Source organism: Cellulosimicrobium funkei (genome assembly GCF_001019615.1).
GTDB lineage: Bacteria > Actinomycetota > Actinomycetes > Actinomycetales > Cellulomonadaceae > Cellulosimicrobium > Cellulosimicrobium cellulans_E.
The window spans coordinates 441,440-464,786 of record NZ_JNBQ01000001.1 but is presented as its reverse complement, the minus strand read 5'-3'; the positions used below and the strand labels follow the sequence as shown (position 1 = coordinate 464,786).

At 72.8% G+C, this 23,347-nt stretch carries 21 protein-coding genes; 5 read left to right on the top strand and 16 right to left on the bottom strand.

Annotated elements, in window-relative coordinates:
- Positions 1–96: 96 nt before the first annotated feature.
- The 4 genes from FB00_RS02075 to FB00_RS02060 are packed head-to-tail and all read right to left on the bottom strand — an operon-like array spanning position 97 to position 4,330.
- Complete coding sequence (locus tag FB00_RS02075) at positions 97–1,383, bottom strand: ABC transporter substrate-binding protein (RefSeq protein ID WP_047231110.1); 1,287 nt, start codon at positions 1,381–1,383, stop codon at positions 97–99.
- Positions 1,384–1,430: 47 nt separating this feature from the next.
- Positions 1,431–2,258, bottom strand: coding sequence for a carbohydrate ABC transporter permease (locus FB00_RS02070; protein ID WP_047231109.1), 828 nt, complete (start codon positions 2,256–2,258; stop codon positions 1,431–1,433).
- Positions 2,259–2,261: 3 nt separating this feature from the next.
- Positions 2,262–3,224 carry a carbohydrate ABC transporter permease gene (locus FB00_RS02065; protein ID WP_052877368.1) on the bottom strand — a complete coding sequence of 321 codons (963 nt, stop codon included), beginning with the start codon at positions 3,222–3,224 and terminating at the stop codon, positions 2,262–2,264.
- Positions 3,221–4,330 (bottom strand): LacI family DNA-binding transcriptional regulator, encoded by a 1,110-nt coding sequence (locus tag FB00_RS02060; protein ID WP_047231107.1) that lies wholly within the window; start codon positions 4,328–4,330, stop codon positions 3,221–3,223. Before FB00_RS02060 ends, FB00_RS02065 begins: the two co-directional genes overlap by 4 nt.
- Before the next feature lie 321 nt (positions 4,331–4,651).
- On the opposite strand from FB00_RS02060, the gene FB00_RS02055 reads away from it, so the two are divergent.
- The gene (locus FB00_RS02055) at positions 4,652–5,632 is read left to right on the top strand and encodes a glycoside hydrolase family 19 protein (protein WP_082140862.1); all 981 of its coding nucleotides are present in this window, start codon (positions 4,652–4,654) and stop codon (positions 5,630–5,632) included.
- Positions 5,633–5,786: 154 nt separating this feature from the next.
- Here FB00_RS02055 and FB00_RS02050 read toward each other — a convergent pair whose 3' ends face one another.
- Complete coding sequence (locus FB00_RS02050; RefSeq protein WP_197088714.1) at positions 5,787–6,509, bottom strand: DUF305 domain-containing protein; 723 nt, start codon at positions 6,507–6,509, stop codon at positions 5,787–5,789.
- Positions 6,510–6,620: 111 nt separating this feature from the next.
- On the opposite strand from FB00_RS02050, the gene FB00_RS02045 reads away from it, so the two are divergent.
- Both FB00_RS02045 and FB00_RS02040 read left to right on the top strand, forming a co-directional pair.
- Complete coding sequence (locus FB00_RS02045) at positions 6,621–8,441, top strand: carbohydrate-binding protein (protein WP_156186263.1); 1,821 nt, start codon at positions 6,621–6,623, stop codon at positions 8,439–8,441.
- A gap of 135 nt (positions 8,442–8,576) precedes the next feature.
- Entirely contained in the window at positions 8,577–9,029 is a 453-nt protein-coding gene (locus FB00_RS02040) for a YchJ family protein (protein WP_047231106.1), read from the top strand.
- Between the two features lie 3 nt (positions 9,030–9,032).
- Here the strand turns inward: FB00_RS02040 and FB00_RS02035 are convergent, their stop codons facing one another.
- From FB00_RS02035 to FB00_RS02015, 5 genes are all read right to left on the bottom strand, one after another.
- Positions 9,033–9,821, bottom strand: a complete 789-nt coding sequence (locus tag FB00_RS02035; protein WP_047231105.1) for a fumarylacetoacetate hydrolase family protein — start codon at positions 9,819–9,821, stop codon at positions 9,033–9,035.
- Positions 9,818–10,963: a sialidase family protein gene (locus tag FB00_RS02030; protein ID WP_052877366.1), complete on the bottom strand. Its 1,146-nt coding sequence runs from the start codon at positions 10,961–10,963 to the stop codon at positions 9,818–9,820. The genes FB00_RS02035 and FB00_RS02030 overlap by 4 nt, the downstream gene beginning before the upstream one ends.
- A complete protein-coding gene (locus FB00_RS02025) occupies positions 10,960–12,399 on the bottom strand; it encodes an MFS transporter (protein WP_047231104.1) in 1,440 nt (479 codons plus the stop codon). The genes FB00_RS02030 and FB00_RS02025 overlap by 4 nt, the downstream gene beginning before the upstream one ends.
- 127 nt (positions 12,400–12,526) lie before the next feature.
- Complete coding sequence (locus FB00_RS02020; protein WP_047231103.1) at positions 12,527–13,402, bottom strand: dihydrodipicolinate synthase family protein; 876 nt, start codon at positions 13,400–13,402, stop codon at positions 12,527–12,529.
- Between the two features lie 221 nt (positions 13,403–13,623).
- Positions 13,624–14,286 (bottom strand): GntR family transcriptional regulator, encoded by a 663-nt coding sequence (locus FB00_RS02015; protein WP_052877365.1) that lies wholly within the window; start codon positions 14,284–14,286, stop codon positions 13,624–13,626.
- 107 nt (positions 14,287–14,393) lie between these two features.
- On the opposite strand from FB00_RS02015, the gene FB00_RS02010 reads away from it, so the two are divergent.
- On the top strand, positions 14,394–15,404 hold the full coding sequence (locus tag FB00_RS02010; protein WP_047231101.1) for a LacI family DNA-binding transcriptional regulator: 1,011 nt from the start codon (positions 14,394–14,396) through the stop codon (positions 15,402–15,404).
- 9 nt (positions 15,405–15,413) lie between these two features.
- On the opposite strand, the gene FB00_RS02005 is transcribed toward FB00_RS02010, so the two are convergent.
- Positions 15,414–16,400: a ketose-bisphosphate aldolase gene (locus FB00_RS02005; protein WP_047231100.1), complete on the bottom strand. Its 987-nt coding sequence runs from the start codon at positions 16,398–16,400 to the stop codon at positions 15,414–15,416.
- A gap of 83 nt (positions 16,401–16,483) precedes the next feature.
- On the opposite strand from FB00_RS02005, the gene FB00_RS02000 reads away from it, so the two are divergent.
- Positions 16,484–17,542, top strand: coding sequence for a LacI family DNA-binding transcriptional regulator (locus FB00_RS02000; protein ID WP_156186262.1), 1,059 nt, complete (start codon positions 16,484–16,486; stop codon positions 17,540–17,542).
- Positions 17,543–17,599: 57 nt separating this feature from the next.
- Here the strand turns inward: FB00_RS02000 and FB00_RS01995 are convergent, their stop codons facing one another.
- From FB00_RS01995 to FB00_RS01975, 5 genes are read right to left on the bottom strand one after another with little or no spacing between them, the layout of a single operon-like run.
- The gene (locus tag FB00_RS01995; RefSeq protein ID WP_047231098.1) at positions 17,600–18,244 is read right to left on the bottom strand and encodes a class II aldolase/adducin family protein; all 645 of its coding nucleotides are present in this window, start codon (positions 18,242–18,244) and stop codon (positions 17,600–17,602) included.
- Entirely contained in the window at positions 18,241–19,740 is a 1,500-nt protein-coding gene (locus tag FB00_RS01990; protein WP_047231097.1) for an FGGY-family carbohydrate kinase, read from the bottom strand. Before FB00_RS01990 ends, FB00_RS01995 begins: the two co-directional genes overlap by 4 nt.
- Positions 19,737–20,669, bottom strand: a complete 933-nt coding sequence (locus FB00_RS01985) for a carbohydrate ABC transporter permease (protein ID WP_047231096.1) — start codon at positions 20,667–20,669, stop codon at positions 19,737–19,739. The genes FB00_RS01990 and FB00_RS01985 overlap by 4 nt, the downstream gene beginning before the upstream one ends.
- Positions 20,666–21,634, bottom strand: a complete 969-nt coding sequence (locus FB00_RS01980) for a carbohydrate ABC transporter permease (RefSeq protein ID WP_052877364.1) — start codon at positions 21,632–21,634, stop codon at positions 20,666–20,668. Before FB00_RS01980 ends, FB00_RS01985 begins: the two co-directional genes overlap by 4 nt.
- A 2-nt stretch (positions 21,635–21,636) precedes the next feature.
- Entirely contained in the window at positions 21,637–22,974 is a 1,338-nt protein-coding gene (locus FB00_RS01975) for an ABC transporter substrate-binding protein (RefSeq protein ID WP_047231095.1), read from the bottom strand.
- Between the last annotated feature and the right edge of the window lie 373 nt (positions 22,975–23,347).

Sequence of the window (23,347 nt, the reverse complement as noted above, 5' to 3'; positions counted from 1 at the left end):
CGATCTCTCTCGGCGCCGGTCGCGCCCGGTGCGACCCGTGAGGGCCGCGGTTCCCGGCGGGGCAGTCGTCCGTCGACCGCCCCGCCGCCTGTCCTGCTACTTGGTGATCTCGTCCCAGCCGGCCTCGAGCTCGGTCGCGAGCTGGTCGGCGTCGATCTCCTGGGCGAGGAACTTCTGGTACGCGGGCGTCGCGACCGTGTCCTTCCACTGCGCGTACGCGTCGACGAACAGGTACGGGGCCGACGTGAGGTACTGGCCGGACGAGAGGATCGTCGACCAGCCGTTCTCGTCACCGAGCGAGGACGCCATGGCCTCCTGGGCCGACGTCGTGGCCGGGATGAGCGCGTCCGCCTCGTTGAGCGCGGCGAGGTTCTCCGTGTCGGTGAAGAACTCGATGAACTCCGCGGACTCCTCGACGTGCTCGGAGTCGATGTTCACCGAGAGCGTCTGCGGGTTGGCGGCCTGCTCGGCGCCGTCGGGACCCTCGAGCGGGGGCAGCACGACCCAGTCGAAGCCCTCGGGCGCGTCGTTGGCGATGTTCGCGGCCTGGAACGAGCCCTGGATCGTCATGGCGACCTGGCCCGCGTAGAACGACGCGAGCGTCTCCGAGCCGGACTGCGTGAGCGTCACCGGCAGCACGGTGTTGTCGGTGTGCGCCATCTCGTCGACGAGCTCCGGCAGCGCCATCTCGCCCTCGCCGATGGTGATGCTCGCGTCGGCGCCGGTGCCCTCGAAGTACTGGCCGCCGAAGCCGGGCGCCATGGCCATGAACGCGGCCGTCGGGCTCGCGAGCCCCCACCCGAGACCGTACGCGCCGTCCTTCGTGGTGGCCTTCGCGATCTCGCGCAGCTCGTCCCACGTCATCGTGTCGCCCGTGGGGACCTCGACGCCGGCGGCCTCGAGCATCGTCTTGTTGGCGAACACCATGTAGGACTGGAGCTCGGTCGGGTACGCGATGACCTGGTCGTCGACCGTCACGGAGTCGAGGATGCCCTCGGGGATGTCGGCCCGCTTCTCGTCCGACATGTACTCGGACAGGTCGGCCAGGTAGCCGTCCACGGCGAAGGGCACGATGCTCGCGGCCTCGTAGTGGATGATGTCCGGCGCGGCGCCGCCGTTGAACTGCGTGATGAGCTTGTCGTAGATCCCGTCCCAGCCCGCGGGCACGATCTCGACCTGGACGTCGGGGTTGGCCTCGTTCCAGTCCGCGACGATCTTCTCGGTCGCCTCGATGGCGGCCGGCTGGTCGGACAGCGACTGGAACTTCAGCGTGACCGGGCCGCCGTCGGCGCCGTCCTCGCTGCCGCCCCCGCTCGAGCAGGAGGCGACGAGCAGGGTCGTGATCGTGAGGCATGCGGCGATGGACGCACCACGAGTCTTCATGGTTCTACCTTTCGGGTGGGGGTGTTGCAGGGGGGGTACATGGGGGGTCACCCCTTCACGGCGCCGGACAGCAGACCGCCGGTGAGCTTCTTCTGCATGATCGAGAAGAAGACGATGCTGGGGATGGCCGCGAGCACGGAGCCCGCGGCGAGGGGGCCGAGCGCCACCTTGCCCTCGCCGCCGATGAACATCTTCAGCGTGATGGGCAGCGTGTAGTTCTCGGGCGACTGGAGCAGGACGAGCGCGAAGAAGAACTCGTTCCACGAGGAGACGAAGCTGAACATCGCCGTCGCGACGATGCCCGGCATGAGCAGCGGGAAGACGATCGTGCGGAGCACGGTGAACCGGCTCGCGCCGTCCATCGAGCCCGCCTCCTCGAGGTCCACGGGGATCGCGGACACGTAGCCCTGCATCATCCACAGCGCGAACGGCAGGGTGTACGTGGTGTGGACGAGCGTGAGCCCGACGAGCGAGTCCGTGAGGCCGATGGTCCGCAGGATGAGGAACAGCGGCAGGATGATGAGGATCACCGGGAACACCTGGCTCACGAGGATCCAGCCGACGCCCGCCGCGCGGATCTTGCCGCGCAGGCGCGCGAGCACGTACGACGCGGGCAGCGCGATGACGACGACGAGCGCCGTCGAGACGACCGCGACGATCGCGCTGTTCCACGCCGAGCGCACGAGGCCCTGCCGCGAGAGCGCCTGCGAGTAGTTCTCCCAGTGGAAGTCCTGCGGGATCAGGCTCACGGTCAGCGAGTTGAGCTCGCCCGACGACTTGAGCGACGCCGAGATGAGCCACAGCAGCGGGAAGCCGAGGAAGAGGATGTAGAACGCGAGGGCCACGTACTGGGCCGGGCGGACGAGTGCGCGCACGGGTCAGCTCTCCTTCTCGGAGCGGAACTGCGACCGCAGGTAGATCGCGAGCAGGAGGACGACCACGACGACGAGCACCACGCCCATCGCGGCGGCGTAGCCGATGTTGCGGTTCTTGAACGCCTCCAGGTAGGTGAAGAGCATCGGCAGCATGGTCCGGCCGCCCGGTCCGCCCTCGGTGAGCACGTAGACCAGCGAGAACGAGTTGAAGTTCCAGATGAAGTTCAGCGACGTGATCGACGTGATGATCGGGCGCAGGCTCGGGAGCGTCACCGCGGTGAAGCGGCGCCACGCGCCCGCGCCGTCCATCGCGGCGGCCTCGTGCAGCTCGTCCGGGATCTGCTGGAGCCCGGCGAGCAGCGTCACCGTGGTCTGCGGCATGCCCACCCACACGCCGACGACGATCACGGCGGGCAGCGCGGTCGAGAAGTCGGCGAGCCAGTTGATGTCGTCCGGCAGTCCCAGGGCGCCGAGGAACGCGTTGAGCGGCCCGGCGTTGGGCGAGTAGATCATCTGCCACATGATCGCCACGACGACCGGCGGCATGGCCCACGGGATGAGCGCGAGGACGCGCGTCAGCCCCTGGAGCCGGAGCCCGGAGTTGAGCAGGAGCGCGAGGCCCATCGCCGCGACGAGCTGGAGCAGCGTCACCGAGACGGCCCAGATCATGCCGATGCGGAACGAGTCCCAGAAGAACGAGTTGTCCGCGAGGCGCACGAAGTTGTCGACGCCCACGAACTGGTAGTCCGGGTGGCGCACGAGCCGCGCGTCCGTGAACGCGAGCGCGACGCCCATGACGAGCGGCGCGACGCTCAGCACGAGGATCGGCAGGAGCGACGGCATGACGAGCGCGATCGCCTCGCGCCGCTTGGCGCGGGCCATGCCTCCCGTCCGGCGCGGGGCGCCGCGGTCGGGTCGGCGGGCGGCCGCGGCGTGCGGGTCGCCTGCAAGGGTCGGAGCGCTCATCGGGTCACCCCTCCCGCGGCGTCGGCGGCTGCCCCGTGCACGACGGCGTCGCTCGCCCGGTCCTGCCCGGACGCCTGGGGCGTCGCGGCCGGCGCAGCGGTCGACTCGCGCACGACGAGGCGCGGACCGACCGCGGTGTGGCGCCCGGCCCGCGCGTCGCCGTCCACGAGGTCGACCACGAGCTCCGCCGCGATCCGCCCGCGCTCGGTCGAGCCGAGCGAGACGCTCGTGAGGCTGGGCTGGAACACCCGGCCGATCTCGGTGTCGTCCATGCCGGTCACCGCGACGTCCTCGGGGACCGACAGCCCGCGCTCGCGCACGGCCCGGATCGCGCCGATGGCGAGCAGGTCGTTGGCCGCGACGATCGCGTCCGGGCGGGCGCCGTCGTCGGACCCGTCGAGGAGCGCGCGCGTGGCCGCGAGGCCCGCCGCGACGGTGAAGTCCGCCGCGACGACGGCGTCGGCGCGCTCCCCCGTGAAGTCGTCGGCGCGCGTCGCGGCGTCGAAGCCGCGCTGGCGCGCCTCACCGGGCGTGGTGTCGAGCGGGCCGTTGAGGAACGCGAGCCGGCGGCGGCCGAGTCCGAGCAGGTGACGCACGGCCTCGCCGATGCCGCCCGCCGAGTCGGTGGAGACGGAGTCGATGCCGCGGTCGGCGAGGGTGCGGCCGATGACGACGACGGGGACCGGCGCCTGCCGGATCTCCTCGACGAGCTCGTCGTCGGTGCGCAGCGGGCTGAGGATCATCGCGTCGACGAAGCCGCGCGACAGGCTGCGCACGAGCTCGACGGTCGAGGACGTCGTGTCCCCGGTCGTCATGACGACGACGCGGTAGCCGTGCGGCGCGAGGACCTCGTGGATCGCCGTCATCATCTCGACGTAGACGGGGTTGCCGATGTCGGCGACGGCGAACGCGACCTGGAACGTCTTCTTCAGGCGCAGCGACCGCCCGATCGCGTCCGGGCTGTAGCCGAGCTCCGTGGCCGCGGCGCGCACGCGCTCGACCATCGCCGGGCTCGCGCCCGTCCCGTGCAGGGCGCGGGAGGTCGAGGCCAGGGAGACCCCGGCCCGCTGTGCCACCTGGATCAGCGTGGCGCGTGATGACGTCACTGTCGTCCACCTCGTCGTCGAAGGACCGTCGTTCTGGAAACGTTTCCAGGCTGACGACCTCGACAGCCCTGGAAACGTTTCCGGGATGCGCACACTCTCGCACCCGCCCGCCCGGACGTCAACCCCGCCGCACGCCCCACGCCGAGGTAGAACCGTGGTCACGCGAGGTAGAGCCGTGGTCGTGACCAGGGTTCTACCTCGTGCGACCGAGGCTCTGCCTCGCACCGTCCACGGGTACGGGGTTCTGCGTACGGGGGTTGTCCACCACGGCGAGGCGCCGCCAGGCTCGAACCGACCCGACCACCGACGAAAGGTGCACCGATGCACACCCGAGCTCCGGCGTCGTCCTCACCCGCGGCGCCCGCCGCGGTCGCCCAGCGGCCCGCCACCCGACCCCTCGCCCTGCTCCTCGCCGTTCTTCTCACGCTCGTGGGAGCGCTCTCGTGGGCCGTCGCCGGCCCGGCGCAGCAGGCGCACGCCGCGACCTGCGCCCCCGCGTGGAGCTCCGGCACGGTCTACCTGGGCGGCGCCGTCGTCTCGCACGGCGGCCAGAACTGGAAGGCCGGCTGGTGGACCCAGGGCGAGACGCCCGGCACCACCGGCGAGTGGGGCGTCTGGCGCACCCAGGGCGCCTGCGGCGGCGGGACCGACCCGGGCAACCCCGGGAACCCCGGGAACCCGAGCGGCTTCGTCGTCTCCGAGGCGCAGTTCAACCAGATGTTCCCGAACCGGAACGCGTTCTACACGTACCAGGGCCTCGTCGACGCGCTGTCCGCCTACCCGGGCTTCGCGACGACGGGCGGCACCGAGGTCGCCAAGCGCGAGGCCGCGGCGTTCCTCGCGAACGTCAACCACGAGACCGGCGGCCTCGTCTACATCAAGGAGATCAACACCGCGAACTACCCGCACTACTGCGACTACTCGCAGCCCTACGGCTGCCCGGCGGGCCAGAGCGCGTACTACGGCAAGGGTCCGGTCCAGCTGAGCTGGAACTACAACTACAAGGCCGCGGGCGACGCGCTCGGCATCGACCTGCTCAACAACCCGTACCTCGTGGAGCAGAACTCGGCGGTCGCGTGGAAGACCGGACTCTGGTTCTGGAACACGCAGTCCGGCGCGGGCTCGATGTCCGGGCACCAGGCGATCGTCTCCGGCGCCGGCTTCGGCGAGTCGATCCGCTCGATCAACGGCTCGATCGAGTGCAACGGCGGCAACCCGGCACAGGTCCAGTCGCGCGTCACCGCGTTCCAGCGCTTCGCGCAGATCCTCGGCACGACGACGGGCGCGAACCTCTACTGCTGACCTTGCCTGTCGCGGGCAGGCGACCGTGGCTCGTCCCGACGTCGGGGCGGGCCACGGTCGCGCACACCCCGGCAAGAGAACCGGCGCACGGACCACGGCTCTACCTCGCGCGACCACGGCTCTACCTCGCGGGCCTCGGCTCTGGCTCGGTGCGTCAGAGGGCGGCGAGGAGGTCGCGCATGCGGTCGATCTCGCCGCCCTGGCCGGCGGCGGTCTCGGCCGCGATCTCGTTCGCGAAGAGGTCCTGGCCCTCGACGAGCACGACCTCGACCATGTCGAGCGCCCCCTGGTGGTGCTGGATCATCCCCTCGAGGAAGAGGCGGTCGAACTCCGCGCCGCTCGCACCCTCGATCGCGGCGAGCTGCTCGTCCGTGAGCATCCCGGACGCCCCGTCACCGTGCTCGTGCCCCGATCCGTCGGGCGCGCGGGGCCCCGTGCCGCCGTCGCCCTCCGCCCCCTCCGGGACGGCCAGGTCCCGGGCCTGGAGCCACGACGCGAGCGCGTGGACCTCGGGGCCCTGCGCGGCGGTGACGCGCTCCGCGAACGACCGGACGGCGTCGGACCCGGCGCGGTCCGGCGCGAGCGCCGCGATCTCCAGCGCCTGGAGGTGGTGCTCGATCATCCCGGTCACGAACGCGGCGTCCGCCTGGTTCCAGGAGTCCTCCCCGGGCGCGGCGTCGTAGTCCTCGGGCGCGACCGTCGTCGCCTCCTCGCCCGGCCGGCCGGGCTGCACGACGACGCTCGATGGCGTCGAGGTCGGCTCCGGGTCCGGCGTGCACGCCGCGGCGCCGACCGCGACCCCGAGCACGACGACGGCGCAGGTCAGGGTGCGTGCGCCGACGGTCGGGGCCGCGTTACCGCTGGGAAAACTCTGCACCCGCCCTGTTCCCTCCGTGTAAAAAGTCGCCGCGATGCGCGCGCTTGGGGTGGTCCAGATCACACCTGCCGGACAGAATTCGCAGAACACTACCAAGGAGGTGTTTCGCTCGTGCATCGAACGACGAACAAGACGCGCCGGCAAAGAAGCCGGGTCCTGCTCGCCTCGTCCATGGCGGCCACGCTCGCCGTCTCCTCGCTCGCCGTGGCCTCGTCGGCGTCCGCCGAACCGTCCGACGGCTCTCCCGAGGCGGTGGCCGCGCTCACCGAGCAGGCCGCCGGCTCTCTCGCGGACCTACCCGCCCAGCGCCTCGCTCCCCTCGCCCAGGCCACCGACGTCCTGGCGCCCGGAGAGGTCGCCGGCAGCCCCAACCTGACCCGCGTCGCGAACATCCCGAAGAACGGCGAGTTCGCGCCCGAGGGCCAGTACAGCAGCGACCTCGCGTTCCAGGGCCGCTACGCGTTCGCCGGCAACTACGGCGGGTTCACGGTGTACGACGTCGCGAACCCGACGGCCCCGCAGCAGGTCGCGCAGGTCGTCTGCCCCGGGTCGCAGAACGACATCTCGGTCTACGGGGACCTCCTCGTCCTCAGCACCGACTCCTCGCGCAGCAACGACTCGTGCCAGAACGTCGCCCAGAGCGCCACGATCAAGGACTCGTGGGAGGGCATCAAGGTCTTCGACATCTCCGACCCGACGTCGCCCGAGTACGTGTCGTCGGTCGAGACGCAGTGCGGCTCGCACACGCACTCCCTCGCGCCGTCGAAGGACGGGGAGGAGCTGTTCGTCTACGTCTCGTCGTACAGCCCCAACGCGGCGTTCCCCGACTGCCAGCCGCCGCACGACCTCATCTCGGTCGTGCAGATCCCGCTCGACGACCCGGCCGCGGCCGAGCTCGTCTCGACCCCGGTCCTCTTCCCCGACGAGGGCGAGAACCCCGGCGGCAACCCCGGCGGCAACGGCTCGAGCACGACGTCGGGCTGCCACGACATCACGACCTACCCGTCGAAGGACCTCGCGGCGGGCGCGTGCATGGGCGACGGCATCCTCATGGACATCTCCGACCGTGCGCACCCGGTGGTCACCGAGGTGGTCCGTGACACGACGAACTTCGCGTTCTGGCACTCGGCGACGTTCAACAACGCCGGCACCAAGGTCGTCTTCACGGACGAGCTCGGGGGCGGCGGCGCGCCCACGTGCAACCCGACGGTCGGGCCGGAGAAGGGCGCGGACGCCATCTACGACATCGTGGGCGGCGAGCTCGTGTTCAAGAGCTACTACAAGATCGAGCGCGAGCAGGCCGCGACGGAGAACTGCGTGGCGCACAACGGCTCGCTCATCCCCGTCCCGGGCCGCGACATCATGGTCCAGGCCTGGTACCAGGGCGGCATCTCGGTGTGGGACTTCACGGACTCGGCGAACCCGGTCGAGATCGCGTGGTTCGACCGCGGGCCGCTGTCCTCGGAGCGCCTGATCCTCGGCGGCTCGTGGTCGGCGTACTGGTACAACGGCGCGATCATCTCGAACGACATCCAGCAGGGCCTCGACGTGCTCCTGCTCGACGACCCGCTGACCAACGCGGCGAAGACGGTCGTGACGGACGAGTTCAACCCGCAGGCCCAGCCGACGTACACCGAACCGCCGGCCTGGTCGAAGACCACCGCCTACGCGGGCGGCACCACGGTCACCTACGCGGGCGCCGTCTGGCGCGCGCAGTGGTGGACCAAGGGCCAGGTGCCCGGCGCCGACGCGTGGGGCCCGTGGGAGGAGATCGCGGGGGTCGACGCGGACGGGGTCGGCGCGTGGAAGCCGAGCCGCGTCTACGTCAAGGGCGACACCGTGACCCACGAGGGGACGACGTACACCGCGAAGTGGTGGACGCGGAACCAGGAGCCCGGCGACCGCTGGGGCCCGTGGGCCGCGCAGGACTGACGCCGACCTCGGCACCGGACCGCCCGGGCCCCGCGCCCGGCTGAGGTTCATCACGACGGCGCCCGCTCACCACCCGGTGGGCGGGCGTCGTCGCGCGTGCCCGAGCGTGCGCGAGACCCCGGTAGGTTCGGCGGCATGACCGCCCACCCGATCACGGACGACGCGCGGTGCCCCTGCCTGTCCGGCGACGCCTACGCGGCGTGCTGCGGCCGCTACCACGCGGGGCTGCGCCCCGCGCCGGACGGCACCGCCCCGGGACCGTACGCCCCGACCGCCGAGGCGCTCATGCGCTCGCGCTACAGCGCGTTCGCCGTCGGGGACGCCGGCTACCTGGGCGCGACCTGGCACCCGTCCACGCGGCCGACCGATCTCGACCTGGACGACGACGTCGTGTGGCGCCGCCTCGACGTGCTGCGCACGGAGGCGGGTGGCCCGTTCGACACCACGGGGGTCGTCGAGTTCGTCGCGCACCACCGGTCGCGCGCGGACCGCACCGACCGCGGTCGGCTCCACGAGGTCAGCCGGTTCGTCCGGGAGGGCGACCGCTGGTACTACGTCGACGGGACGGTCGGGACCGAGCCCGCCTGAGCCTCAGGCCACGCGGTGGCGCAGCGTCCCCACGCCACCGACGCTCAGCGCGACCTCGATACCGCCCGCGGGACGCTCGCCGAGGGGCACGGCCGACCGGTGGGCACCGGTGAGGACGACGTCCCCCGGGCCGAGCTCAAGATGACGCGTGAGGAAGACGAGCTGCTCGACGACGCCGTAGGCGAGCCCCGCGGTCGTGGAGCGTGCGCGCTCGACGCCCTCGACCTCGACGACCAGCTCGGCGTCGTCGAGCCGCGCGTCCGTGTCGACCCACGGCCCGAGCGGGGTGAAGCCGCTGCCGTTCTTCGACCGCGTCATCATCGCGTCGAGGGCCACCTGGTCGTCGGCCGTGAGGTCGTCCGCGACGGTGCACCCGAGCAGCACGCCCGGCACGTCGTGGGGGCGCAGGTCCCGGCACGGCCGCCCGACGACGACCGCCGCCTCTGCCTCCGCCACCAGGGCGCCCAGCGTGCGATCGTGGCGCACGACCGTCCCGGGGCCGACGACGGTGCGCGCCGACTTCAGGAACGCCTGCGGCGGCAGCGCCCGCCCCTCGGGCCCGCTGTTGTGCGCCATGCCGACCACGACCCGGGGGCGGCACGGCGCGAGGAGCGCGGCGGCGACCGCAGGGTCGTCGGCCGCGAACCGGGCTCCGCTCGACGCCGGCAGGACGGGTCGACCGTCGCGACCGGTCGCGGGCTCGGGGACGTCGGCCACGAGCACGTCCCAGGAGTCGCCGTCCAGCACCGCCGCGCGCGGTCCGTGCGGTGTGCGGAGGCGGGCGATCCTCATCGGCCCGCAGGAGCGGCAGGTGCGCCGCCGTCCTTCCGCCCCTGCGCCGGAGCCCGGTCGAGCAGGTCCACCGGCACGCGCGCGAGGACGATGCCGCGCCGCTGCCAGGTGTAGCCGACGAGCACGGACCCGTCGTCGTCGAGCGTCGCGGACGGGTAGGAGTACTCCCCTCGGCCGTCCGTGACGATCCCCGTGTCGCCGGCGGCGAAGCCGCTCGGAGCGCCCTCTTCCGCGACGGTCGGCAGCCCGACGCCGGCGATGCTCGCGGGCGGCACGACACCGTCCTCGACCTCGACGGCCGGGCGCCAGGTGACCCCGTCGTCGTCGGAGACGGAGAGGCTCAGCGGGCACCGTGCGCCCCAGTCCTCCCCCACGGGGTTGTGGACGAGCACGACACGCCCGCTCGGGAGCCGGAGGACCGTGAGCCCGGAGTTGTTGTTGGGGAGCCGGGTGGGCACCGCGGGCGACCATGAGCGCCCGTCGTCGTCCGACGTCGTGCGGTACACGACGCCCTCGCTCGACCGGCACAGCGCGACCAGCTCGTCGTCCCCCGTCCAGAGCGCCGGCTGGATGATCCCCGCGCCCCGTACGTGCGACCGGTCGAGGGGGACGTCCGCGAGCGCCCAGGTCGCCCCGGCGTCCTCGGAACGGTCGAAGCGCGCCGCCCACACGGGCTCGGCACCACCGCTCTCGACCGACGACGGGGCGAGCCACGCACCCTCCGGCGTCACCACCGGGGGGTTCTTCACCGGACCGCGACCCCCGCTCGCGTCGCCGGGGACGAGCTCGCGGGGCTCCGTCCAGGTCCGGCCGTGGTCCGTCGAGGTGCGATACCACGTGACCCAGCGCGAGATCCGGGCGCCGCGGTGCGCGAACAGCCACAGCCGCCCGTCGGGGGCGACGGCGAGCACCGGGTTCCACCACGCGACGTCGTCGTCCTCACCGAGCACGACCTGGGGCTCGCCCCAGACGCCGTCCTCCTCGGCGACGAGCCAGATCGCGTTGTCCGGCGTGCCCTCCCGGGTCCCCGCGAACCACGCCACGAGCGTGCGCCCGCCCGTGCGGGCGACGGTGGACGCGTGGCACTGGGCCCACGCCCCGCCGTCGCCCGACACGAGCAGGCGCTCCACGGGCGTCGTCACCGGACGGTCTCGCCGACGACGTTGAGGTCGCGCCGGAAGGTCTCCGGCGTCTTCCACACGGTGAGCATCGTGATGAGCGCGCCGACCATGACGTACAGCGCGACGAGCTGCCACCGCGACCCGTCCTCGCCCGCGAGCGCGGTCGCGATGAACGGCGTCAGGCCGCCCGCGACGATCGACGCGATCTCGCGGCCCGTCGCCGCGCCGGAGTAGCGCCGGTCGGCCGGGAAGAGCTCGGCGAAGAACGCCGGCTGGATCGAGTTGATGGCGTTGTGCCCCAGGTTCAGCATGAGCACGTACCCGAGCACGATGAGCACGAAGCTGCCGGTGTTGAGCAGACCGAAGAACGGGAAGGCCATGACGAACACGACGAGGGCCCCGAAGAAGTAGACCGGCCGGCGACCGATCTTGTCGGAGATCCACGAGAAGATCCCGTGGGCGGGGAACGCGAGGACCGCCATGATGAGGATCGCGGTGTTGAGGCTCTCCTTCTCGATGCCGAGGTGCTGCGGGCCGTAGCTGAGCACGAAGACCGTGAGCAGGAAGTACGGCAGCGCCTCGGCGAAGCGCAGCCCGACGATGCGCAGCAGGTTGCGCCAGTCCTCGAGGAAGACGCTCGCGAGCGGCCCGCGGGTGGGCGCCTGCGACGCGGGCTCCGCGGCCGCGGCGGCGTCGCGCTCCTGGCGCTCACGGATGGCGGCCTGGCTGGCCTCGAGGTTCTCGACGGTGAGCGAGCGGTTGCGGCCCTCCTTCTCGAGCCCGGCGACGGCGTCGGTGAAGACCGGCGTCTCCTCGAGCGAGCGGCGCATCCACAGGCCGACGGCCAGCACGACGGCGGAGAGCCAGAACGGCACGCGCCAGCCCCACGACTGGAGCTGGGCGTCGTCGAGCGTGTACACCCAGGCGAACACGAGGGTGATGAGGATCTGCGCGGAGAAGCCGCCGGTGTTGGGCCACGACGTGTAGAAGCCGCGGTGCCGCGGGTTCGTGGACTCGAGCACGATGATCATCGACCCGCCCCACTCGCCGCCGACGGCGAAGCCCTGGACGAGCCGGAGCACGACGAGCAGCGCCGGCGCGAGGAGGCCGATCGAGTCGTAGGACGGCAGGAAGCCGATGAGCAGGGTCCCGGTCCCCATGATCGCGAGCGTGAGGACGAGCGTGGACTTGCGCCCCTGCTTGTCGCCGCGGCGGCCGAAGAACATGCCGCCCAGCGGGCGGGCCAGGAACCCGACGGCGAACGTGCCGAGGGACGACAGCGTGGCGACGAACGAGTTCTCGGACGGGAAGAAGACGGCGGGGAAGACGATCGCGGCGGCGGTGCCGTAGACGAGGAAGTCGTAGTACTCGAGCGTGTTGCCGACGAAGCTCGAGAGCGTGACCTTCCAGGCGTACCGCCTGCTCGTGAGCGGGGCCGCGGGTGCGGTGACGGACATCGTTGTTCCTTCGGTGCGGGGTTCCGCTGATCTCAGTGTGGGGGCTCCGGGTCTCAGCGGCGAGGGCCCGGGCCCCTCCCGCGGCACCCGTCCGGGGCGCCGCGGGTCGAGCGGTTCGAGGCGGGTGTCAGGCGGCGGCGAGGTCGTGCCCGGCGGCGGCGAGCGCCGCGCGGATCTCCGCCTTCACGGCGTCGGACGGCGGGTCGATCGGCATACGGGTGGCTCCTCCGGGGAGACCCTGGACGTCGAGCCCGTACTTGAGGCGCGCGATGCTCGGGCCCAGCGCGGAGACGAGACGCTGCACGACGGCCTGCGCCTGCACGACGGCGGCCGCGTCGTCCGCCACGAGGGCTGCGCGCAGGTCCGCGAAGGCCCGGGGGGCGACGCCGGAGACCCCGGACACGGTCCCGCGCCCGCCGACAGCGACCACGTGGGGCAGGTCCGCGTCGTTCCCGGACCACAGGGCGAGGCCCGGGGCGGCCGCGCGGTACTCGTCGACGCGCGCGGACGCGGCACCCGAGGTCTTCACCCCGTCGAGGCCGAGGTCGGCGAGGCGCGCGAGCAGCGCGGGCGCGACGTCCGAGCACGCGACGTCGGGGAAGACGTAGGCGTAGAGCTCGCCCTGCGTCGCCGCGCGGAGCTCGGCGTAGTAGCGGACCACGCCCTCGTCGCTCGCGGTGAGGTAGTACGGGGTGATCGCCGCGAAGCGGCGCACGCCCGCCTCCTCGGCGACCCGCAGGTGCCCGAGCGCCTCGCGCACCGACGCGGCGCCGACGTGCGCGACGGTCCGCTCGGGGCCGAAGACCTCCACGCTCGTGCGGACGAGCTCGCCGCGCTCCGACGCGTCGAGAGCGGGGAACTCTCCCGTGGTGCCGACGGCGAAGACCCCGTCGACCTCCGGCTCGACGTGCGCGAGCAGGACGCGCAGCGCACCGAGGTCGAGAGCGCCCGAGGCGTCGTACGTCGTGACGGGCGGGGTGATGATCTCCGGTGCCGTGGTCATGGGCACGTCTCCTTCGTCGGTGTCTCGCGTCGCTGCGCGGGGCGCTGCCTCGCGCCGCCGTCAGGATGGCACTGTTTACTGTTAACAGTCAACCGTCAACACCTAGCGCCTGTCGTGGCGACGAGGCGACGGGCCCCTCGCGCCGCGCACGCGGAAGGGCAGAAGAAAGCCCCGACCTGCACGGGGGCAGACCGGGGCGGTGGTGGGGCGTGCGGGGGCGCTCAGCGGCGCGGCTGGTGCAGCGCGTCCTTCATCCGGCGGCGGGAGCCGGCAAGGTGCTCGTGGAGGTAGGCGAGAGCCTCGTCGAGACGAGGCTCACGGATCGCGTCGAGCAGGCGCTCGTGGTCGGCGCAGGACGGGTGCAGGTCGACGTCCTGCTTGTTGGTCTCCTGGAGCATCACCGCGAACGTCGGCTCGATCTGCGCCCAGAGGGTCCGCAGCCGACGGTTGGGGACTGCCGCGTAGAGCGTCGAGTGGAACGCGAGGTCGTGGGCGGCGTACGTGTACCAGTCCCCCGCGTCGGCGGCCTCGCGCATGCCCGCGAGCGCCGCCTCGCTGGCGCTCCAGTCGACCTCGTCGGCATGCTCCGCCGCAGCGCGTACGGCGACAGCCTCGAGCGCGCTGCGCACGTCGTAGAGCTCGTCGACGTCGTCGGCGCTCACGCCGCGCACCACGTAGCCCCGACGCTCGGACTCGACGAGGTGCTCGGCCGCGAGCACGCGCAGCGCGTCGCGCACGGGCCCGCGCGAGACGTCGTACTGCCGCGCCACGCCCTCCTCGACGAGGCGTTCGCCCGGGGCCAGCTCGCCGCGGACGATCGCGACCCTGAGGACATGGGCCAGGCGATCCCCCAGCGACCCTGCACGCACCGTGTCGACCGACACCCTCGCCCCTTCGTCCCCGACCGGAAGGGCCGACGCCGGGCCCATGACCGGACCATTGTGCCGCAGCCGAAAGGATCGGACCCGGTCGCCCGGCTACGCTCGCGGGCATGACCCGCATCGTCGACGTCGCCCGGCACGCCGGCGTGTCCACGGCCACGGTCTCCCGGGTCCTCAACGGCAAGACCGTGCGACCCGAGCTCGCGGCCGCCGTCCGCGCCGCGGTCGAGGACCTCGGGTACGTGCCCGACCGCACCGCGCGCTCGCTCCGCCGCCGCTCCAGCGACGTCGTCGCGCTCGTCCTGCCCGACGTCGAGAACCCGTTCTTCACGGCCGTCGCTCGGGGCGTCGAGGACGTCGCGCAGGAGGCCGGGTACTCCGTCGTCCTCTGCAACACCGACGACGACCCGGCCAAGGAGGGGCGCTACCTCGCGGTGGCGGAGCACGAGAACATGGCGGGCGTCGTCGTCGCGCCCGCGAGCGGGTCTCCCGAGATCGCCGCGCTGCGCGCCCGGCGCCGTGCGGTCGTCGTGATCGACCGCCGCGTGGGCCAGGACGTGGACCAGGTGGTCTTCGACAACGTCGCGCTCGGGCGGCGCGCCGCGCAGGCGCTGGTCGCACGCGGGTTCCGGCGGATCGCGTGCGTCACCGGGCCGGTCGCGACGAGCACGGCGGTCGACCGCGCACGCGGCTGGCGGGAGGCGCTCGACGGCGCGGGCCTCGAGGCGGACGACCTCCTCGTGCACGCCAACTTCCGCGTCGACGGGGGCTACGACGCGACCGTCGCCCTGCTGGCCCGGCCCGACCCGCCGGACGCGGTCGTCGCGACGAACAACCTGGTGGGCGTCGGGGTGCTCCGCGCCCTCGCCGACGCGCACGGCCGCCCCGCGGCGTCCCCGGCGGACGCGGTGGACGGCCAGGGACCGGGCAGCGGTCCCGCGCTCGGGGTCGGGATCGTGGGCGACCTGCCCTTCGCGACGTCGCGCACGTCCGACGTCGCGCTCGTGCCCCTGGACCCCCGTGCCCTCGGCACGACGGCGGCCCGCCTCCTGCTGGACCGGCTCGCGGGCGACGAGGAGCCCGCCCGGCGGGTCGTGCAGGAGACGCCCGCCGGGCCGTGAGCACCGGGCTCAGCGCGGCGCCGCGGCCTCCTGGGCCACGACGTCGGCCGCCCGCCCCGCCTGCCCGAACAGGGCCATGCGCTCCTCGAGGAGCCGCTGCGCCCAGCGCCGGCCCTCGGCGAGGTAGGCCGCGGGGTCCACGTCCCCGGGGGACTGGGCGAGCGCGACCCGGACCCCGGCGGTGAACGCCATGTAGTGGTCCATGCCCTGGTTGATCTTGCGGACCCCGAGGCCGGCCGCGCGCGCCTTCTCCGCGTCGGGGACGCCCCACGACTCCGGCAGGTCGCCGCCGTGCGCGTTGATCGTCGCGCGCAGGTCGGCCGGCAGGCCCGACGACCCGTGCATGACGAGGTGCGTGCCGGGCACCCGCGCCGCGATGCGCTCGACGAGGTCCATGTGCAGGACCGAGCCGTCCGGCGGGCTCGTGAACTTGTAGGCGCCGTGCGACGTCCCGATCGCGACGGCGAGCGCGTCGACGCCGGTGCGGCGCACGAACTCCTCCGCCTGCTCCGGGTCGGCGAGGACGATCTCGGCGTGGCTGCGGCCGTCCTTCGAGCCGCCGATGGTCCCGAGCTCCCCCTCGACGGACACGCCGTGCGCGTGCGCGTGCTCGACGACGCGGCGCGTGACCGCGACGTTCTCCTCGAAGCCGGCCGGGCGACCGTCCGGACCGACCGAGCCGTCGATCATCACGCTCGTGAAGCCGGCCGCGACGGCGCGCGCGCACGTCTCCTCGTCCGGTCCGTGGTCGAGGTGCAGCGCGACCGGCACGTCGGGGTACGCGGCGACCGCCTCGTGCAGGAGCGACCACCAGAGGCGGTCGTCGCCGTAGGGGTGGGAGCCCGCGAGGGTCTCCACGATCACCGGGCTCGCCGTCGCGCGCGCGGCGTCGAGCACCGCGGTCGCCATCGCGAGGTCGGCGACGTTGAAGGCGCCGACGCCGTAGCCACCCCGGGCGGCGGCGTCGAGCAGGGTACGGTTCGTGACGAGGGTCATGGCTGACCTTCCTGTCGTGTCGTCGGGAGCGTGCCGCCCGGGCGGACGGCGACGGGTTCGTGCGGGCGACGGGCGGAGGCGACGTGACGCAGGACGACGACCGGACCGCGGGAGCGGGTGGCCGGTCCGTGCGGCTGGCCGACATCGCCGCGCGCGCCGGGGTGTCCATCAAGACGGTGTCGCGGGTCGTCAACGACGAGCCGCACGTCGCCGCGGCCACCCGTCGCCTCGTCGAGGACGCGATCGCCGAGCTGGGGCTGGAGGGCGAGGCCCGCCCGCGAGGGCGCAAGCGACGGACCGGGGTCGTCGGGCTGGTGTTCCCCGACGTGCGCAACGACTACTTCGCCGCGGTGAGCCGCGCGCTCCAGGAGCGGCTGGCGAACGTCAGCCCGACGTTGCTCTCCGCCGACTCGGACGACGACCTGCACACCGAGGAGTCGATCCTCACGGCCTTCCGGCGCCTCGACGTCGACGGCCTCGTGATCTTCCCGACCGGCGCACCGGGCCTGGTGGAGTTCGCGCAGTCCGTCCCGACCGTCGTCGTGGACCGCACGGTCCCCTCCGTCCGCGGTCTGGTCGACCACGTGCTGCCGGACGCCCGGCACGCGGCCGAGCAGCTCACCCTGCACATGATCGAGCAGCACCACGTGCAGCGGGTGTGCCTCGTGGCGGGCGACCTCGCGGTCTCCACCCTGCGCAACCGGCACACGGCCTTCCAGCGCGTCGTCAGCCGGACGGGGACCGAGAACCACGTCCTCGCCGGGCTCACGACGTCCGAGGAGGCCGCGACCGCCGCGTACTCGCTGTTCCGGACGCTCGAGCCGCCGTTCGGCGTGCTCGCGACGAACAGCCTCATGTTCTGGGGCGTGCTCACCGCGGCGCAGCGCCTCGGGCTCAAGGTGCCGTCCGACGTCGTGCTCACGACGTTCGACAACGTGCCCGGCGTCGGGACGACGGGCCTGGTGCCGACGAACGCCGTCGCCCCGGCGGCGACGCTCGCCGCGCGGACCGTCCAGCTCCTCACGGAGCGCATGAACAACCCGGCGCTGCCGCCGCGCCTGCTCGACATGGACTACGACATCGCCTACGGCACGACGTGCGGCTGCGTGCCGATCGACCCGGCGCGCAACGTCCTCGGGTAGCCGGCGGCGGCGGGCCGCCGGGCCGGCCCCGCGGGGACGATGCACGCCGGGCACGGGTCAGAGCGTGTGCGTGATGCCCAGCGACGCGTAGTCGAGCACGATCGGCTCGTCCGTGACGGCCCGCGCCGCGGAGAGCACCTTCGCCGCGCTCTCCACCGCGACGCTCGTCTTGAACGCGTCGCGCAGGTTCGGTCCGACCGTGAGCAGGCCGTGGTTGGCCCACACGACGGCGTTGCGGTCCTCGAGGTAGCGCGCCATGTCGCGGCCGAACTCGGTCGAGTTGCTCAGCGCGAACGGCATGATCGGCACGTCGCCCTTGGTGTAGATGACCATGTTGACGAGCGCGCCGCGGATCGGCTCCCCGAGCACGCCGAACACGTTCGCGTACGTCGGCTCGGTGTGGACGATCGCCTGCACGTCGGGGCGGGCGGCGTACACGGCGAGGTGGACCGTCACCTCGGAGGACGGCAGGAGGTGGCCCTCGACGACGTTCGCGTCCTCGTCGACCACGACCAGGTCGTCGGGCGTCATGCGGTCGTACTCGAGGTCCGTCGGGGTGATGAGGAACGTCGACGTGCCGGGGATGCGGAGGCTGATGTTCCCCTGCGTGTTGAAGTTGAGCCCGAGCTTCACGGACTCCAGGCAGTACGCGAGGACGTCCTCGCGCGCGGCCTGCAGGTCGAACGTGTCCAGCGTGGTCATGCGATCTCCTTGAGTGCGGTGCCGTCGAGGTGCTCGACGGCGAGGGACGTGCTGACGGGGGTGAGGAGGCGGTGGAGCGAGTCGAACGTCGCGCGCTGCCGCGCGTACCACGCCGCGTGGCGCGGGTCCGGGCTCGCCTCGTGGACGACGGGTGGTGCAGGGAGGTCGAGCACGCTCCGGAACGTGCCGACCCCGAGGGCCGCGAGCAGCGCGGCGCCCCGTCCCGCGGCCTCGCGCACGACGGCGCGCAGCGGGACGCCCGCGGCGTCGGAGCGCGCCTGGAGCGCGGCGAGGTTGGCCGAGCCGCCGCCGACGGCGTGCACCTCGACCGGGGGGACGCCGCGCTCCGCGAGCGCGGCCCGGATCTTCGCGAGCTCGAACCCGGACGCCTCGACGAACGCGCGCGCGATCTGGGCGGTCGTCGTCTCGAGCGTCAGCCCGAGGAGCGCGCCGCGCGCCGACGGGTCGTTGTCGAGCGTGCCCGAGCCCGCGAGGTACGGGGCGACGAGGAGCGGGGGCGGGTCCACCGCGCCGACCTCGTAGAGCGACGCCCAGGGGTCGATCCGGTCGTGGTGGACGATGGTCGAGAACCAGTCGAGCGCGAACCCGCCGGCGGCGGTCCCCGCGAGCGTGACCCACAGGTCGTCGCCGACGGGGTAGGTCGCGAGCCCGGTGCCGTCGAGGCCGCCGGGACGGGCCCGCGTCCCGACCGTGAGGCAGTCGCTCGACCCGAACGAGAACACGGCCCGGTGCCCGGGGCGCCCCCCGCCGCCGAGGAAGGCCGCGGCCTGGTCGTGGACGCCGGCCACGACCGGCGTGCCCGGTCGCAGGCCGGTGCGCTCGGCGGCGTCCGCGGAGACGGTGCCGACCACCTCGCCCGCGGACACCGCCGGGGAGAAGAGGTGCCCCGGGACGTCGAGCGCGTCGAGGACCACGGCCGACCAGGTGCGCGAGCGCACGTCGAACGCGCCGGTGCGGGCCGCCATCGTGAGGTCGACGGCGGGCGCCGCCCCCAGGCGGGTCGCGACGAAGTCGTCCATCGTGCGGACCGCCGCGGGCAGCGCGGCGTCGGGCAGGAGGTCCCGGACCTTGTGCACGGAGAACATGGGGTGCAGCGGCTGACCGGTGATCTCCTGGGCGACGTCGTCGCCGAGCGCGTCCCGGAGCCGTGCCGCGGAGGCCGCGCCGCGCCCGTCCATGCTCAGCGGTGCCGGACCGAGCGCACGGCCCGCGCGGTCGACGGGCACGACGGCCTCGCCCAGCGTGGAGAAGGACAGCGCCTCGACGGGGTCCGCGCGGACCGCGGGCTCGCCGACGACGTCGCGCACGAGCGCCTCGACGCCGTCCAGGACGGCCTCCGCGTCGACGTGCGCGCGACCGGGTGCGGGTCGCACGACCGTGGTGCGGCGCGAGCGCGCGACGAGCTCGTTGCCGCCCTCGTCGTAGACGCCGACGCGCGTGCCGGTGGTCCCGAGGTCGATGCCGAGGTAGCTCACTTGACCGACCCCGCGAGCCCGTTCACCAGGTACCGCTGGATGAATAGGTAGACGACGACGATCGGCACCGAGATGAGCACGAGCACCGCGAACAGCGCGCCCGGCTGGCTCAGGTAGATCCCGCGGTACGCGAGGGGGACGAGCGTCAGCGGCTTGAGGTCGTTGTCGCTGATCGCCACGAGCGGGAGGAGGAAGTCGTTCCACGTCATCATGAGCTGCCAGATGACGACCACGGCCGCCGCGGCCTTGCCGAGCGGGAAGTAGATGCGCCAGAAGATGGTCCAGGCGGAGGCTCCGTCGACGAGCGCGGCCTCGTACGTCTCGTCGGGGATCGCGAGGTAGGTGGTGCGGATCATGATCACGGCGAACGGGAGCCCGAGCGCGGTGTAGGCGAGCACGAGGCCGAGGAGCGAGTCGTAGAGGCCGATCGCCTGGAGGATCTTGAAGACCGCCACGACGATGCTCGCCATGGGCAGCACGAGCGCGAGCAGCAGCCCCACGAACACGACGCCGCGGAACGGCACCCGCAGGCGGGCGAGCGCGAAGGCCGTCATGGAGCCGAGGAGGACCACGAGCAGGATCGACGGGACCGACACGAGCAGGCTGTTCAGCAGGTGCTGGAGGATCGGGTTGGTCTCGAAGATCGTCACGTAGTTGCGCAGCGTGGGCTCCTCGGGGAACAGCCCGAGCGCCGTCGTCGAGGGGTTGGACGTCGGCAGGAGGGAGATCCCGAGGACCATGACCACGGGGATCATCCACAGCACCGCGAGCGGCCCGAGCAGCCAGTGCGACCATCGCGGCGGCGCGTCCACGTCCTTGCTGCGCCCGTGGCCGCGGCGGCGGCGCGCCGCTGCGGGGGCGCCGCCGGGCGCGGCGTCCTCGTCGGGCGCGCGCCCCGCGCGGGCGGTGCCGGAGCTGAGTGCCGTCATGACTTCTCCCCCGTGATGAACCCCGCGCCGAACGTGCGCAGCATCGCGACGGACGAGCCGATCGCGAGGACGAGCAGGACGACCGAGATCGTCGCGCCGTAGCCGAACGACTGGAGCTGGAAGGCTTCCTTGAACATGTACGTCGGCATGAGCTCCGACGCGTGGTTGGGCCCGCCCTCGGTGAGCACCCAGACGAGCTCGAAGGTCTTGAGCGAGCCGATGATCCCGAGCAGGACCAGCGACAGGTGGGTGGGCTTGAGGAGCGGCAGGACGATCCGCCGGACCAGCGACCAGCCGCTGGCGCCGTCGATGCGCGCCGCCTCGAGGACCGAGTGGTCGAGGAGCTGGAGCCCGGCGAGGTAGAAGAGCATCGAGAAGCCCGACCACATCCACACGTTGACGACGATCACGGTGACGATCGCGGTCGACGGGTCGGACAGGTAGGGGCGCGTGAGGACCTCGAGGCCGGTGGCCCGACCGAGCTGCGCGAGCACGCCGTTGAACGGGTCGAGCAGGCGCTGCCACACGATGCCCACGACGACGGGCGAGAGGACGGCCGGCAGGAAAAAGATCGCCCGGTAGACCGTCCGCCCGCGCAACCGGGTGTTGAGGAGCCACGCGAGCGTGAAGCCGATGACGGCCTGCGGCACGATCGTCAGGAGGATCCACAGCAGCGAGTTGCGCAGCGTGATGTGGAAGACCGGGTCCTGGGCGAGGTCGGCGTAGTTCTGGACGCCCGCGGGCGTCCCGGCGTTGACGCCGTCCCAGTCGAGCGTGCTCGCCTGGACGTTGAACACGATCGGGTACACGACGAACACCGCGAAGAGCAGGAGCGCGGGGGCGATGAAGCCGAGCGCGACGAGCTGCTGGCGGCGACGCGTGCTGCGTCCCGTCGGCGTCGTCGCGCGCGACCCGGCGACCCGCGGCGTCGCCGCCGCGGGTCGCCCGGAGACGAGGGCTGCCATCGTCAGCCCAGCCCGTCCTGGACCGCCTGGACCGAGGCCGCGGCCTCCTCCGGCGTCGACTGGCCCGCGGCGACCGCGGACAGCGCGTCGGCCACGGCCGTGTCGATGTTCGGCGACTCGAAGTAGCGCGAGTACTGCACCTCGGGCATCCAGTCCTCGGTGAACGTCTTCCACATCTCCTGCTGCTTGTCGCTCGTGAACTCCTCGGGGTCGAGGCCCTGCACGGCGGGCAGGTCGTTGAAGGTGTTGATGAGCACCTGGGCGCCGTCGCCCGCGATCCAGTCCGTGAGGACCTGGCACGCGAGGTCGGGGTTCTTCGCGTCCTTCGAGATGCCGAGCGCGACGTCGATGCCGCCGACGAGCTGCGGCTCCGGAGCCCCGCCCGGGATCGTCGGGAAGAGGAAGGGCTCGTAGCCCTCCATGCCCTGCGACAGCGGCGGGATGTCCGAGCGCGAGGGGTCGGACTGCTGGATCCACCACGCGCCGAGCGGGATCATCGCGGCGTTCCCGGCCTCGAACTGGTTGACGCCGTTCGGGTAGGCGTCGAGCGCCAGGGCGCCCTGCTGGGCGATCCCGTCCGTGAACAGCTTCTGCCAGTACGTGAACGCCTCGACGACGGCCGGGTCCGTCCAGGACGCCTCGCCCGACTCCGCCTGGTAGACGAGCCCGGGCTCGATGTTGTTGGCGATCTGGAGGAACACGACGTTCCGCAGCCACGAGTCCTTCGCGGGCAGCAGGAACGGCGCCGCCGAGCCGCCGCCGAGGGTGTCGACGGCGCTCTCGAGGTCGGCCCACGTGGCAGGTGGCTCGATGCCGGCCTCGTCGAGGAGGTCGGAGTTGGCCCAGAGGTTCACCGTCTGCACGAGGAGCGGCAGCGCGTAGTAGTGCTCGTCGCCCTCGGGGTTGCCCATGCGGGCCTGCTCGAGGCCGATGGGGAAGAACTTCGACTCCCAGTCGTCGCCCCAGGTCTCGGCCGCGCAGTCCTCCAGCGGCATGAGGTTCTCCCGGTACTGCTGGGTCAGCGCGCCGGGCTGGAGCCCCACGAGGTCGGGCATCGTGCCCGAGCTCGCGCGGGTCTGGAGGTCGACGACGTACTCCGGGTAGTTGAAGATCGTGGCGTCGATCGTGACGTCCGGGTTGGCGGTGGTGAACGCGTCGATCATCTGACGCGTGGTCTGCTCGATCGGGCTCCAGGAGCGGAACGACACCGTCGTCCCGCCCTCGCCCCCCTGGCCCGACTGCTCAGGATCCGCGCCGCCCGCGCACGCCGCGAGCGACGTGACGATCGTGAGCGCGACTCCGGCCTGGATGCCGCGGCGCGCAGTTCGGGGAAGCTTCATCGCGTCCGTCCTCTCTCCGTCGTTGGATGCGAGGGCCTCATCGAACGTCTCCGGGTGGAGGTCGTCAACGGCACCGACGTCTCCTCCGCGGCCGCGCCGGCCGCGTGTCGTCCGTGCCTGTCCGGTGGCCCTCGCCACGCGCGCCCGGCGTTGTCGCCGGTCACGAGACACGGGCCGACAGCGGGGTGTCCGTTGTCCGACAACGGCGCGCTCGCGGGGCGCGGAATGGTGCGGCGCCCACTGACGGCGCGGGCGCCGCAGGGACGGGTGACAACCGGTCCGGCCGTCGTTGTCCCGGGGCGGAGCGGGCCGGGCTCGGACCCCGCGACACCGCGCCGACACACAGGTCACAGTTGCGTCAACCCTCGAATCT